Consider the following 12523-nt stretch of genomic DNA (forward strand, 5'->3'; position numbering starts at 1 on the left):
CAAACCCGCAGCATTCCGCTTGCGGAACGCATTTCTAGAAAGAGGCGTTTTTTCATAGTGCAAAGGCTCGGTTGGCAAAAGCCCTTCTTTTGCCAATTTCGTTCCTTCACGCGCACTGGTCTGAAAGCAAGGTGTCGTTACGAAACCTTTCGCCAGGATTTGGATGTGGCGAATGCCGAGAACTCTTCGGGAGGCAGCGGTTTGGCAAAGGCGTAACCCTGCACGATATCGCATCCCAGTTGCCGCAGAAGAACGGCGTGTTCCTGGGTTTCAACACCCTCGGCAATCGTTTCCACGCCAAGCGAATGGGCGATATCGATGATGGAGCGAACCATGGACCGTTCCTGCGGCGAGGTCAGAATCGGCATCACAAGCTGGCGATCGATCTTCAGGCGTTTCGGCTTGAGACGCAGAAGGCTGATGATCGACGTATGGCCGGTGCCGAAATCATCGATCTCGATGTCGATACCCATCGCCTTGACCCGCTCGATATTGCTTGCGGCGATATCCTCGTTTTCATCGAGGAATATCGACTCCACCAGTTCGAAGGCGACTTCGCCGGGCTGGATTGCCATCGCCTTCAGGCTTTCGATGAGATGATCGTCGTGCAGGCGCCTGACCGAGACGTTGACCGATACGCGCGGCAGTTCGATGCCCTTTAGACGCCAGATGTTCCTGTCCTGAAGGGCGTTGCGCAGGACGATCTGGTCGATGGCGGAGACGACGTCCAGTTCCTCGGCAATCTTGAGGAACTTGTCGGGCGTTAGTATGCCGCGGGTCGGGTGACGCCAGCGGACGAGTGCTTCCACGCCGGTCAGTTCGTGCGATCTTGCGCAGAATTGAGGTTGATACCAGGCCTCGAACTCGCCCTTTTCCAGTCCCGCCAGAATTTCGTCTGCCGTTCGCTTGTGGCTGACGATTTCCGCCTGAAGGTTCTGGGTGAAGAATTCGTAGCGGTTTCGTCCGGTCGCTTTCGCGCGATAAAGCGCCAAATCCGCGTTGATGAGGGTGCGGCGGGCATCGTCACCCGGACTTTCCCCAAAGGCGATGCCGATCGAGACGCCGCAGCGGCAGGAGAAGCCATCAAAATCGAAGGGATGGCTGAAGGCAGAAATGATTTTCGATGCGATTGCCTTGATGTTGTCCTTGTCCTGCAATTGCCGCATCAGAATGACGAACTCGTCGCCGCCGATACGCGCGACGATATCATTCTGGCGCACGCTGCTCGTCAAAATCCTGGCGGCTTGAACCAGAATGGCGTCACCCGCAGCGTGGCCAAGCGTATCATTGATCTGCTTGAAGCGATCCAGATCAAGATGCAGGATTGCAAAGCGCCCACGCTCCGGCACAGATTGCGAGGACAATGCGTCCAGTTCCTGATCGAGCTTGCGGCGGTTTGCCAGCCCAGTCAGCGGATCGTGAAGGGCATTGTGTTCGATGCGTGTCTTTGCCTGTTCGAGTTCGGCATTCTTCGCTTCTGCCTCGTCCTTGGCATTCTTCAACTGCTCCGACAGCAAGACATCGGCCGTCACATCGAAGGCGATCCCGACCAGCTTTCTGCTGCCATCGCGATTGTGGTGAAGGCGCCCGACGGCCTTGACATAATGGGTTGTGCCATCGGGCAAGATAACCCGCTGCGTTACACTGTAGTTGGGGTCATCCTCACTTCGTCCATCGCGCTTGTAAGCGTCTGGTCTCTCATCGGGATGCAGGCAGGCAAGGAATTCGGCGGATGTCACATGCCGTTCGGGCTCTGGGGCCAGGCCATACAATTCGCACATGCGTTCGTTCCAGATCGCCTCGGAATAGTCATGTGTGGCTTCCCAGATGCCGCAATTGTAGGACTCCAGCGCCAGTTTCAGGCGACCCGACAGTTCCTCCAATTCGTGTTCGCGGCTGGAAAGCTCCTGCAGTGCAAGCTCCAGCTCCGCGTTTTTGATATCCGTCGTGTCTTTTGCCTCGCGCAGCTTTTTCGCCATGATCATGTCGGACGTCACGTCCCACAGGATGCCGGTTGTCTGATGCGATCCATCCGGCTTGATGTAGCTTGATCCGGCTGAGCGCAGATACCGAACGGTACCGTCGGCCACGGGAACGCGGTAGACCTCAGAAGAGGTCTGCTGCCCCGAAGAACAGTTGAAAAAGAAGCGGGCGGCTTTGGACCGGTCTTCGGCGACCAGAGCTGTCAGCCACTCCGTCAGCAGCAAATGCTGCTCCAGCATGGGAAAGCCGTGGAGGCTCGCGGCGCGCTCGTCCAGAACGCATCGCGACGTATCGTTCTCGATTTCCCATATGCCGATGTTCGAAGAGTCCATCGCCAGCTGGAAGCGCTGCGAAAGCTCGAGAAGCCGTGTCTCACGCAGGCGGAGCGTCTTGATGTTGCGGTTGCGCTCTGAAAGCAGCAGACCTGCGACAAGGATGGGCAGAAGCATGGAAACCGATGCAATCGCAATCGTCGTGCTGACGGACTGGAAATAGGGTTTGACGGCCGCCCATCCAGAGGCTGGGGTCGCACGGATCTCCCACCTCGTGCCGGGAAGATCGACGGACTTGATCAGCGGGTCTTCGTGAAGCGGCTCCAGAACGCGGCTGATAACCTCATTGGTCACGACGTCACGAATTTCGAACCTGATGTCCGCTGTTTCCGCGTCAAGCGGAGACTTGGTGTCGTAGCCGAGCGAATGCAAAAGGCGATGACGATCCACCACCGCAACAACGAGATCATCGTCGTTTGCGTTGGAAGGATCCGGCGGAGGCGTGGCGACCATCACCATTATCGTATCATCTGGCGAGGCCTCCAGAAGCTGACCTTCGGGAAGACGGTGCTGAGGCGGCAGGGCGGCCAGCTTAGAGAGCCGTTCCTGCAGCATTGCTTCGATCTTTTCGGTGGAAACTCCCGGCCAGTTCTGGGAAAAATAGAACTTTCGCAGCTGGAAGTCCCGTGCCAGTCCAATTGCAAGGAAGTAGTCTGCTTCGCGCAGTTGATGGGCTGCGATCTCATCCATTGCGGGCATGTCGCGGTCATCGCTGAGAGATGCGTAATGCCCGATGGAGGCCAGTTTCGCAACGTCGCTGTTTAGCCTCATGACGAGACTTTTATGCAAGAGCTCCAGGGCATATTGGGCGTGTGTTTCCAGATCCTCGCGCACCGCCGCAGCGCTTCGATGATCCATGAAGTTGAAGACACTCAGCATGATTCCAGCCATGGCCAGCGCAATCAGTGCGGCCATCACTCTTCTTCTTATGACTTCGTTAAGGCGCCCACCAATATCGGCCCAGAAATTCACGCGGTCTTATCCTTCGCAGAGACGTATTTCTTTCTGCTATACAGCTTAAAAACCAATATATTCTAAATCTGGTAATGTAGATTTCGCAGGATCAATGCCCGGATCAGCAAAATATCTCGCTAGACTCGCAAACGAGATGATTTTTGTTAAATGCTTGATTAACGGTTAAAATCCGTTCATCAATTGGACAGAAAATGTCATGCTTGCGGGCGAATTCCGCCACATTCGGGAGGCAAATCTTGTTGCGTACACAACTTATCAGCAGCCTTAAGAAAGCTATAGCGATGCGTTTGATGATTGCCGCACTTATGGCCACCGCAAGTCTGTTTGCTCCGTTTAACGCTTTTTCACAAAGCGTGGATGTGGAGTCCACCATCAGCAAGGTTGATGTGAAGGGCCTGAGCATCACGCTCGCGGACGGCAAGAACTACAAGGTGCCCGAGGAATTCAATTTCGAGGGACTTCAGGCTGGCGTGAAGGTCATCGTTTTCTATACGGAAGTCGACGGCAAGCGCGTGGTGGATGACCTGGAAGTCGTGCAGTAAGCCTGGACGTCTTTCAGGCGGTCGGGGGCAGGCTGATCCACTCGGCCACGCGCTCGGTTGTTTCCACCCTTAGAATACGGTCCTGCGGAATTTGAATTTCCGCAGCCTCGTCTTTATCCATTTCGGCGACCAGTCGGAAAATGGAGCGTATGACGCCCCCGTGGCAGACGCACACCGTTTGCCGCTCCACGGACGAAAGCCAGGCTCCAATGCGCCAGGACAGAATTTCATAGCTTTCGGCATCCGGGCCCGGCGGAATGAAATCCCACTTTGCAGCCTTGCGTGCCCGGACTTTCTCTGGATGGGAAAGCTTCAGTTCCGGAAGTGTGTGGCCTTCCCAGTCTCCAAAGGAAACCTCAACCAGCCGCTCGTCGGTTCGATAGGCTAACGGGTCCAGACCCATCGCGCCGCGCAGAAGTTCCATGGTTTCGCGGGTACGGCCAAGCGGACTGGAAACGTAGTCGAAATCCTCGGCGGCATCGCCAAGAATGCGGATGAGCGTCCTGCCGTTTTCGACCGCTTGCGAACGACCGAAGTCGTTGAGGGGAATGTCTTTCTGGCCCTGCAGCCTGCGGATTGCATTCCAGTCTGTTTGTCCGTGACGGATGACATAGACCAGCAATTCCGCACTCCTGTCATAAAAGGCCATTCAAGGTGAATTGCGCCGGCTGAAACTCAGGCGGCGCAATGCCATTAGTCCTTTACGACAGAGATGTCCGGTGCGTCCACCGCTTTCATGCCGATCGTATGATATCCCGAATCCACATGGTGGACTTCGCCGGTCACGCCCGTGGAGAGATCCGAGAGCAGGTAGAGCGCGGATTTGCCGACTTCCTCGATGGAAACGGTACGCTTTAGCGGCGCGTTATATTCGTTCCACTTGAGAATATAGCGGAAATCGCCGATGCCGGATGCGGCCAGCGTCTTGATCGGGCCTGCCGAAACGGCATTGACGCGGATGCCGCGATTGCCAAGATCCACCGCCAGATAACGCACGCTCGCTTCCAGTGCTGCCTTTGCCACGCCCATGACATTGTAGTTCGGCATGACCTTTTCCGCACCGTAATAGGTGAGGGTGAGCAGCGAACCGCCATCTTTCATGATCGGATCAGCCCGCTTGGCAACAGCCGCCAGCGAATAGACAGAGATATCCATCGTGCGATTGAAGTTGTCGCGGCTGGTGTCGAGATAACGACCGGTCAGTTCATCCTTGTCGGAGAAGGCGATGGCGTGAACGACGAAATCGATCTTGCCCCAATGGGCTTCCAGATTGGCAAAGACAGTGTCGATCGTTGCAAGATCGGTCACGTCACAGTGCCCGGCCATAAACGCGCCAAGTTCCTGCGCCAAAGGTTCGACACGCTTCTTCAGCGCATCTCCCTGCCATGTGAAGGCGAGTTCGGCACCTGCATCGGCACAAGCCTTGGCAATGCCCCAGGCGATGGAACGGTTGTTTGCGACGCCCATGATGAGGCCGCGCTTGCCAGCCATCAGGCCGGATGTCTGAGCCATTGTGTGCTCCCTGTACGAAAATCGAACTTGCCTATGGCATAGGCCGAACGGCTGTTCAAGCAGGGCAGCGATCATCTCGCTCGTGTCATAGCAGAATGATAAGGTTGTTCACGGCTTTCAACATTTGCCTTGTCGAGCCCGGACAGCGGTCCTTTCCGGGCAAGATGTGGAGGCTCGATTGCGCTTTACTAGAGGTAGAGACCTTCGCGCATATGTCGCATCAGGTCCATGACCTTGGCGTCTGGGCTATCGAGAAGCACGATGCGCAACTCGACAACGAAGTCACCAAAGCCGCCATTGCCGTCCTTCAACCCTTTTCCTTCCACGCGAATGGCGCGGTCGGAGCCGGACCACGCAGGAACCGCTACGCGCAACTCGCCATGCGGAGACTGCACAGGCACTTCGCAGCCAAGAACGGCGTCGGCCAGAGAAATGGGCAGGCTGGTATGGATATCGAACTGACGGATGAGAAACGGACCGTCGCGTGAGGCGAGAAGAGTGACGACGAGATCACCGCGCGCCGCTTCGGGCAGCTTCAGGCCCTGGCCCTTCAGCCGCACAACATGACCGTCGGTCATGCCTGGCTCCAGCTGGAAGCGCACCTCCCGGTCCTCTGGCATATTGAGTGTGATCCACTTGTGCTCGATGAGATCGACGACCGATACCGTTGCTTCCGCCGTGATGTCCGGTGCCTTTTCAGGGGCAGTCGGTGCTCCACGAATGCGGCGCAGCAGGGCTGAGAAGAAGCTCGCGGCACGCAGAGATCTTGCCTTTTCACTCTGCTGCTCGGCAGTTTCCGTAGAGGCGTGCTCGTTGGATCCGTTCGTTTCGGTCTGCTTGTCCGCAGAGGAAGCCTTGGCCTTTGCATCCGCACCAAAGATGCGTTCCAGCATGTCTTCGGCTGTTTCGGGCTTGGCGCTGCCAGCGGTCGTTTCCGCCCCGGCCTGCGCGTTGCGAGCCTGTGCCTTGGCCAGTTCTTCCATCAGCTTTTCAGCAGCCTTGGCGCGTTCGGCCGCCTGTCTTGCGGCGTCGCGCTGCTGCATGATTGTCTGGTCGCGCTTCTTGTTTTCGGCAGCCCGTCTTGCCTGGTCGTAAAGGCCACGTTTCTTCGGGTCCTTCAGGAGTTCATAGGCCTGACCGATTTCGGCAAAGCGCGCAGTCGCGTCTGGGTCTGTCTGATTATGATCGGGATGAACGGCTTTCGCCTGAGTACGCCAGGCAGCCTTGATTTCTTCCGACCCGGCATCCCGTTGAACGCCTAGAATAGAGTAGGGATCACGCATCCGAACCACCAATTACGCTTGTCGGTTCAGGCCAAATTCTTCCATCATGAAAAGCCTGCAACACGAAATACACCCGCTTTGAACGTGCGCGCCACCATTGCGTTGCATCGTTCGTTTCAATACGGATTTGACTGTTGCAAGAAACTGCTAATCAGACCTTTACAGCCTGCCCTTGCGGGAGGGTCCCCGGCCTGTTCCGGGAGACAGGGTAAACGCTTTATTTCTGGTTGAAGCGTGTCATCAGCCATTCGCCCGTCTCAGACAGACAGGCCTGGCCGCTATAGCTCGCGACACCTTCAAAAGAGTGGCGCGTTGTATCGAAATCGCGGCAGACGAAACCACTGGTCCTGTCTTCGCGTATGGCGGTCACGACCCCTGCGCTGCCCGTTGCTGCATTGGCCCAGGGCAGGGGGGAATCGGAAATCTTGGCAAGATCCGCAGATGTCACGGCGTTGCGTATCGTCGCATCGTCCGATTGCGTCTGGGTGTTCTGATTATTTGGAACGGAGGCCGTGGAAAGCGACCGATCGACCTTTTCGCCACCAAACAAATCGAGGCTTACGCAACCGGTCAACATGGCAAGCATGCAAGCAGTTACGGAAATACCCGCGACTGAGGACAACAAGCTCTTTGTCAGACTGTTCGACTTTGCTATGACGTTCACCATCTCTAAACCAGAATCCATCTCTGGTGTGCAAATCAGCTTAAGGAGCATTTTATTTAATATGTCGGAAAGCCGGTTAACATCCAGTGACTTTACACAGGAAAATGAACCTTTCTCTCTTTTTGCAGATTGGTTGCGCGATGCCACAGCGCAGGAGATAAACGATCCGAGCGCCGTGGCGCTCGCGTCAGTCGATGAGGAGGGGATGCCAAGCGTCCGCATGGTTCTGCTGAAACATGCCGATGAGCGGGGCTTCGTTTTCTACACCAACTTCGAGAGCCGCAAAGGCCAGGAATTGCTTGGCCAAAAAAAGGCGGCCATGTGTTTTCATTGGAAAAGCCTGCGCAGACAGGTCCGTATTCGTGGTCTCGTGGAAGTGGTGAGTGACGCGGAGGCCGATGAATATTACGCATCGCGCCCGCGTGGCAGCCGCATCGGTGCATGGGCATCAAAGCAGTCGCGTCCGCTGGAAAGCCGCTTTGCGCTGGAAAAAGCTGTTGCTACCTATACCGCAAAATACGCAGTGGGCGACATTCCCCGGCCGCCCCACTGGTCGGGCTTTCGCATCCAGCCGCTGACGATCGAATTCTGGCAGGACGGCAAATTCCGTCTTCACGACCGCATCGAATTCCGGCGCGACGTGCCAGAAGGCGAATGGTCGAAGGTGCGGATGTATCCGTGAGGTTCAGCCTCGTCAGGCATTTCTGATCAAGTCTGCGACATCGAGAAGATTGTCGCAGACCGCCACGCATTTCTCACGCATTGTATCCGTTGCAGGCGCAACGTCAGGCACCATGATGGTCTGCGTTCCAGCGCTCCATGCGGATTGGACGCCGTGATAGGAATCTTCCAGCGCCACGCAGTCACGAGGGTCGATGCGCAAACGTTTGGCGGCGGTCAGATAGGGCAGGGGCGATGGTTTCGGCTCGGCGTAGTCGCCCCGGGCGAGGATATGATCGAAGCGCCGAAGGATGTCGAAAGGGCCAAGGTGGCGATTGACGGATTCGTGGCCCGATGACGTTGCGATGGCGCGTGGCAGACCAAGGTCATCCAGCAGATCGAGGATGTCCAGAACGCCATCCTTGAGCGCCACGCCATCCTCCATCGATATGGCCAGATGCCGGAGCCAGGCGTCGCGAAAGGTATCCATCGGAAAATCCTGGCCGTATTCCGTGCGGATGGTCTTGGTAATGACATCCCACGGGCTGCCACACACCCGCTGATAGACCTCGACAGCCATGCCATGCCCACCTTCATCCGAGGCGGCCAGAAATGAATCGCGGTAATGCTTCTCGCTTTCGATCAGCAGCCCGTCCATATCGAAAATGACCGCCTTGGGCCTGCGCAACAAAGCTGCCATGAGATCAACCGAACCGGAACTGGCGCTCGCCCAGGCTTTCGAAGGGGCGGATCAGGTAGCCGTCCGGGTCAGCCACGATGAATTGTCGGTTGCCGACCTCCGTTTCGCCGCGCCTGTACCATTTTTCTTCCAGCGGCAGAAACAATGGAACGCCTGCGCGCTCCAGCCGCTCGAGAATGGCTTCCAGCGAAGGTACGATCAGTTGCAGGTTCATGCCGCGTCCGAAAGGATATTTCATCGGCCCGGTCTCATCTTCGAATGTGCGCCCGGCGCCCATCTGGTCGATCATCAACTGCGCGTCGCCCAGCGCAAGATAGGTAAAGCCCTCCTCGGGTCTTTCATAGACCACGTGAAAACCGATGAGGTCGCAGTAAAAGGAACGGCTTTTAGGCCAATCGCTGACGGCAAGTTCAGGCACAAGGGCATTCGCTGTAAAAGTCATTTTTGGCTTTGTCACCTCTGGAAATATAAGTGGTATAGCGCTCATGCGCAGCCAGAGTAACTCCATGGCATTGGAAACGTTGCAGGTTAATTTGAACACGCCGGTTATAAGGTGACGGCGCGTATCGTACCGCGCGTCGCTGCCGAGGCGTCAGGCCTTCGTTCCGCCCACCGTGATCTGGTCCATCCGCAAATGCGGCTGGCCCACGCCGACGGGCACCCACTGGCCTGCCTTGCCGCAATTGCCAATGCCGGTATCGAGCTTCATGTCGTTGCCGATCATGGTGATACGTTTCATCGCAGCGGGACCGTTGCCAATCAGCATGGCCCCCTTCACCGGTGCGCCGATCTTGCCGTTCTCGATCAGGTAGGCTTCCGTGCAGCCGAAGACGAATTTGCCGGAGGTGATGTCAACCTGGCCGCCGCCGAAGGACACGGCATAGATGCCCTTCTTGACCGATGAGATGATTTCTTCCGGCGTCTTGTCGCCACCCAGCATGTAGGTATTGGTCATGCGCGGCATTGGCACATGCGAATAGCCCTGCCTGCGCCCGTTACCGGTCGCCTTCATGCCCATCAGACGGGCGTTCTGACGGTCCTGCATGTAGCCGACCAGTCTGCCGTCTTCGATCAGCACATTATAGCCAGATGGTGTACCCTCATCGTCGATGGTCAGCGAACCACGGCGGTTGTCGATCGTGCCATCGTCCACGACGGTCACGCCCGGCGCGGCCACCATTTCTCCCAGCAGGCCCGCGAAGGCCGATGTTTTCTTGCGGTTGAAATCGCCTTCCAGCCCGTGCCCAACGGCTTCGTGCAGCATGACGCCCGGCCAGCCGGAGCCCAGCACCACATCCATGGTTCCCGCAGGCGCATCGATGGCGGTGAGGTTGACGAGCGCCTGGCGCAGCGCCTCATCGGCTCCACGCTGCCAGTTTTCGGTGGAAATGAAATCGCCAAAACCGACCCGACCGCCAATACCGTATGATCCGCTTTCCTGCCGGTCGCCTTCTCCGGCAACGACGGAAATATTGATCCGTGTCATGGGTCTGATGTCGCTGACGCGGTGCCCGTCCGCGCGCAGAATGTCGACCATCTGCCAGCTTGCGGAAACGCTGGCCGTGACCTGGCGGACCTTGGGGTCCTTGTCGCGCAGATAGGCGTCGATCTCCGTCAGAAGCCTGACTTTTTCCTCAAAGCTCGGCGCGCCGATCGGGTTTTCGTCACCGTAAAGCTTCTTGTTGGTACGTTGCGGAGCCGCCGCATAGGAGCCGGAATATCCCTTGGTGACAGCGCCCACCGCATCGGATGCGCGCTTCAACGCGCCGAGGGACAATTCCCCCGCATGGGCATAGCCCACGGTTTCACCAGCCACGGCACGCAGGCCAAAACCCTGATCCGTGTTGAAGCTTCCGCCCTTCAGGCGACCATTGTCGAAGGAAAGGGATTCAGCCTGGGCGTGCTCGACAAACAATTCGCCATCATCAGCGCCCGCCAGAGCATCGGCGACCTGGGCGCGCAGCTGTGCTTCGTCGCAATCGAATAGCGTCAGAAGATCTTGGGTCATCGCTGGCTCCAGTATACGTGTTTCAGTGTCGAGCCCAAGGCGTCAGTTGTTGCGCTTCAAGCCATCACGCATTTAAGTGGTGGCGCGTGCCCACGCAAGATCAGGGCAGGGCGTCGTAGCCTTCGGCAAAGCCGCGCAGCTCGATGGGGATCCCGACACGGTCCTGATCGACCGACTCACGCAGGGCAAAGACGGCATTCTTGCCAGCCCGAAGCACCTTCAGCAGCTCGTCATCAATATCGACTTCCACGTAGCAGCCTTCGGAAAAGCAGCGCGTGAAATAGGCGCGGCCGATATTGTTGTTGTCGATGTAGAGTTCCATCCCGTCCTTGAGCAGCACGCCAAGAGGCGCGAGGATGCGAAGGATGCGGGACTTGCGGTCAGCAGTCTTGAGAATGACGACGGAGAGACCAACCTCGGGACGGTCATCCGCAATCACGTTCTGCATCAGCGCACATTGTTCTTCGGATGCGCCAGCTGGTTTGTCGCAAATGACAGACCAGGCGCCATGCGTCGATTTTGGCGTTCCCGGTGGCTGCTGGGCAATGCCCACGGCGGGAACGGCGATGGAAAGACCGGCGGCGACGAGAAAAGCGCGCGCAATCGGGGACAGACGCATGGATACCTCTGGAATTCGAATCAGTGCGGCCATTTTGACTTCCCCTTCGGGAAAGGGAAGGGCCACGACCCTCAATTCCAAGGGAGTGCGGCCAAAATAGGACTTGATGATACGCAACATGGTCGGATCAGCATCAGAACGACATTGCCGAGGCGCCAGCAGCCTTGGCATCGGCGCATTTAACACGCGCAGGCTTCTACCGTTAAAAATGCACGGGTTGCCAACCAAGGCGATATTGCGGCGAAGGACAAACTATGATTTGAAGTCTACTCTATAAGCATGGATTCTGCGTTTGAGATTGATCATGATCAAACGCGTGAGGGAGAGGTACCGTGACTAACAGGATATACGCAAGCTTGATGGGCAGTATCTGTCTGCTCACGGCTGCCGGCGCAAGCGCCGATCAGCCGAAAGAGTGGCAGATGGGATTGCAGGAGGCGGCAACGCCCATCATGCACGAGATACGCTGGTTCGAACAATATACGCTCTGGTTTATCGTTCCGGTCACGCTGTTCGTGCTGGTTCTCTTGATCATCGTCGGGGTCAAGTTCCGCGCCCGTGCCAATCCGGTGCCGTCAAAGACAAGCCACAACACGGCCATCGAGATTGTCTGGACGCTCGCTCCCGTCCTGATCCTGATGTTCCTGGCGTTTCCGTCCTTCAACCTTTTGAATGCGCAGCTGACGCAGCCTGAAAATCCGGACCTGACCTTGAAGGCAACCGCGACGCAGTGGCAGTGGAACTACGAATATGCTGCTGCTGAAGGTGCTGAGCCTCTGGCATTCGACAGCTACATGCTGAAGGATGCCGATCGCGCAGCCGCAGGCAAGGACGACAAGGCACGCTATCCCCGCCTTCTGGCTGTCGACAACGAGATGGTCGTGCCTGTTGGCAAGACGGTCCGTCTTCTCGTCACCGCCGCCCCAACCGACGTCATTCACGCCTTCGCCATGCCTGCATTCGGTGTCAAGATCGATGCCGTGCCTGGCCGTTTGAACGAAACATGGTTCAAGCCTGAGAAGGAAGGTCTATATTACGGTCAGTGTTCCGAGCTTTGCGGCAAGGATCACGCCTTCATGCCAATCGCCATACGTGTGGTTTCCGAAGAGCAATACAAAACCTGGCACGATGCCGCCGCTGCCGATCTTAGCGGTGCCAACCGGGCGCTCATGGCTTCTGTGGATGGTGCGCCGCGCTCCGTTCAGGTTGCTGAAAACGAAGCCAAGTAAGGTAAGGAGTGAGGAC

The 12523-nt window shown here is 57.2% G+C and carries 12 protein-coding genes; 3 read left to right on the forward strand and 9 right to left on the reverse strand.

Annotated elements, in window-relative coordinates:
• Positions 1-137: 137 nt before the first annotated feature.
• A complete protein-coding gene (locus ASF69_RS07475; protein WP_062586679.1) occupies positions 138-3230 on the reverse strand; it encodes an EAL domain-containing protein in 3093 nt (1030 codons plus the stop codon).
• A gap of 341 nt (positions 3231-3571) precedes the next feature.
• Between ASF69_RS07475 and ASF69_RS07480 the strand changes: the two genes are divergently transcribed.
• Entirely contained in the window at positions 3572-3832 is a 261-nt protein-coding gene (locus ASF69_RS07480; protein ID WP_062586680.1) for a DUF1344 domain-containing protein, read from the forward strand.
• Positions 3833-3845: 13 nt separating this feature from the next.
• Here ASF69_RS07480 and ASF69_RS07485 read toward each other — a convergent pair whose 3' ends face one another.
• From ASF69_RS07485 to ASF69_RS07500, 4 genes are all read right to left on the reverse strand, one after another.
• Positions 3846-4454, reverse strand: coding sequence for a histidine phosphatase family protein (locus tag ASF69_RS07485; protein WP_062587215.1), 609 nt, complete (start codon positions 4452-4454; stop codon positions 3846-3848).
• Between the two features lie 71 nt (positions 4455-4525).
• The gene (gene fabI / locus ASF69_RS07490; protein ID WP_062586681.1) at positions 4526-5344 is read right to left on the reverse strand and encodes an enoyl-ACP reductase FabI; all 819 of its coding nucleotides are present in this window, start codon (positions 5342-5344) and stop codon (positions 4526-4528) included.
• A 188-nt stretch (positions 5345-5532) separates the two neighbouring features.
• Positions 5533-6627 (reverse strand): DnaJ C-terminal domain-containing protein, encoded by a 1095-nt coding sequence (locus ASF69_RS07495; protein WP_062586682.1) that lies wholly within the window; start codon positions 6625-6627, stop codon positions 5533-5535.
• A gap of 217 nt (positions 6628-6844) precedes the next feature.
• A complete protein-coding gene (locus ASF69_RS07500) occupies positions 6845-7204 on the reverse strand; it encodes an RT0821/Lpp0805 family surface protein (protein ID WP_244475420.1) in 360 nt (119 codons plus the stop codon).
• Between the two features lie 148 nt (positions 7205-7352).
• Here ASF69_RS07500 and pdxH point away from each other — a divergent pair, with 148 nt between their 5' ends.
• Positions 7353-7973, forward strand: coding sequence for a pyridoxamine 5'-phosphate oxidase (gene pdxH, locus ASF69_RS07505; RefSeq protein WP_062586684.1), 621 nt, complete (start codon positions 7353-7355; stop codon positions 7971-7973).
• A 12-nt stretch (positions 7974-7985) separates the two neighbouring features.
• Here the strand turns inward: pdxH and ASF69_RS07510 are convergent, their stop codons facing one another.
• From ASF69_RS07510 to ASF69_RS07525, 4 genes are all read right to left on the reverse strand, one after another.
• Positions 7986-8651, reverse strand: coding sequence for an HAD family phosphatase (locus ASF69_RS07510; RefSeq protein WP_062586685.1), 666 nt, complete (start codon positions 8649-8651; stop codon positions 7986-7988).
• Between the two features lie 4 nt (positions 8652-8655).
• Positions 8656-9093: a VOC family protein gene (locus tag ASF69_RS07515; RefSeq protein ID WP_062586686.1), complete on the reverse strand. Its 438-nt coding sequence runs from the start codon at positions 9091-9093 to the stop codon at positions 8656-8658.
• 150 nt (positions 9094-9243) lie between these two features.
• Positions 9244-10659 carry a metalloprotease TldD gene (gene tldD, locus ASF69_RS07520; RefSeq protein WP_062586687.1) on the reverse strand — a complete coding sequence of 472 codons (1416 nt, stop codon included), beginning with the start codon at positions 10657-10659 and terminating at the stop codon, positions 9244-9246.
• A 100-nt stretch (positions 10660-10759) separates the two neighbouring features.
• Entirely contained in the window at positions 10760-11278 is a 519-nt protein-coding gene (locus tag ASF69_RS07525; protein WP_062587216.1) for an invasion associated locus B family protein, read from the reverse strand.
• A 332-nt stretch (positions 11279-11610) separates the two neighbouring features.
• Here ASF69_RS07525 and coxB point away from each other — a divergent pair, with 332 nt between their 5' ends.
• The gene (coxB, locus tag ASF69_RS07530; RefSeq protein WP_200939048.1) at positions 11611-12507 is read left to right on the forward strand and encodes a cytochrome c oxidase subunit II; all 897 of its coding nucleotides are present in this window, start codon (positions 11611-11613) and stop codon (positions 12505-12507) included.
• Positions 12508-12523: the final 16 nt, after the last annotated feature.

This window comes from Rhizobium sp. Leaf311, from assembly GCF_001423445.1.
Lineage (GTDB): Bacteria > Pseudomonadota > Alphaproteobacteria > Rhizobiales > Rhizobiaceae > Agrobacterium.

What these genes read in the sequence shown, in the direction of transcription:
- ASF69_RS07480 (WP_062586680.1), top strand. Translation starts at nt 3,572, where the DNA reads ATGCGTTTGATGATTGCCGCACTTATGGCCACCGCAAGTCTGTTTGCT.
- ASF69_RS07495 (WP_062586682.1), bottom strand. Translation starts at nt 6,627, where the DNA reads ATGCGTGATCCCTACTCTATTCTAGGCGTTCAACGGGATGCCGGGTCG.
- tldD (WP_062586687.1), bottom strand. Translation starts at nt 10,659, where the DNA reads ATGACCCAAGATCTTCTGACGCTATTCGATTGCGACGAAGCACAGCTG.
- fabI (WP_062586681.1), bottom strand. Translation starts at nt 5,344, where the DNA reads ATGGCTCAGACATCCGGCCTGATGGCTGGCAAGCGCGGCCTCATCATG.
- ASF69_RS07525 (WP_062587216.1), bottom strand. Translation starts at nt 11,278, where the DNA reads ATGCGTCTGTCCCCGATTGCGCGCGCTTTTCTCGTCGCCGCCGGTCTT.
- ASF69_RS07510 (WP_062586685.1), bottom strand. Translation starts at nt 8,651, where the DNA reads ATGGCAGCTTTGTTGCGCAGGCCCAAGGCGGTCATTTTCGATATGGAC.
- ASF69_RS07515 (WP_062586686.1), bottom strand. Translation starts at nt 9,093, where the DNA reads ATGACTTTTACAGCGAATGCCCTTGTGCCTGAACTTGCCGTCAGCGAT.
- ASF69_RS07500 (WP_244475420.1), bottom strand. Translation starts at nt 7,204, where the DNA reads ATGTTGACCGGTTGCGTAAGCCTCGATTTGTTTGGTGGCGAAAAGGTC.
- pdxH (WP_062586684.1), top strand. Translation starts at nt 7,353, where the DNA reads ATGTCGGAAAGCCGGTTAACATCCAGTGACTTTACACAGGAAAATGAA.
- ASF69_RS07475 (WP_062586679.1), bottom strand. Translation starts at nt 3,230, where the DNA reads ATGGCCGCACTGATTGCGCTGGCCATGGCTGGAATCATGCTGAGTGTC.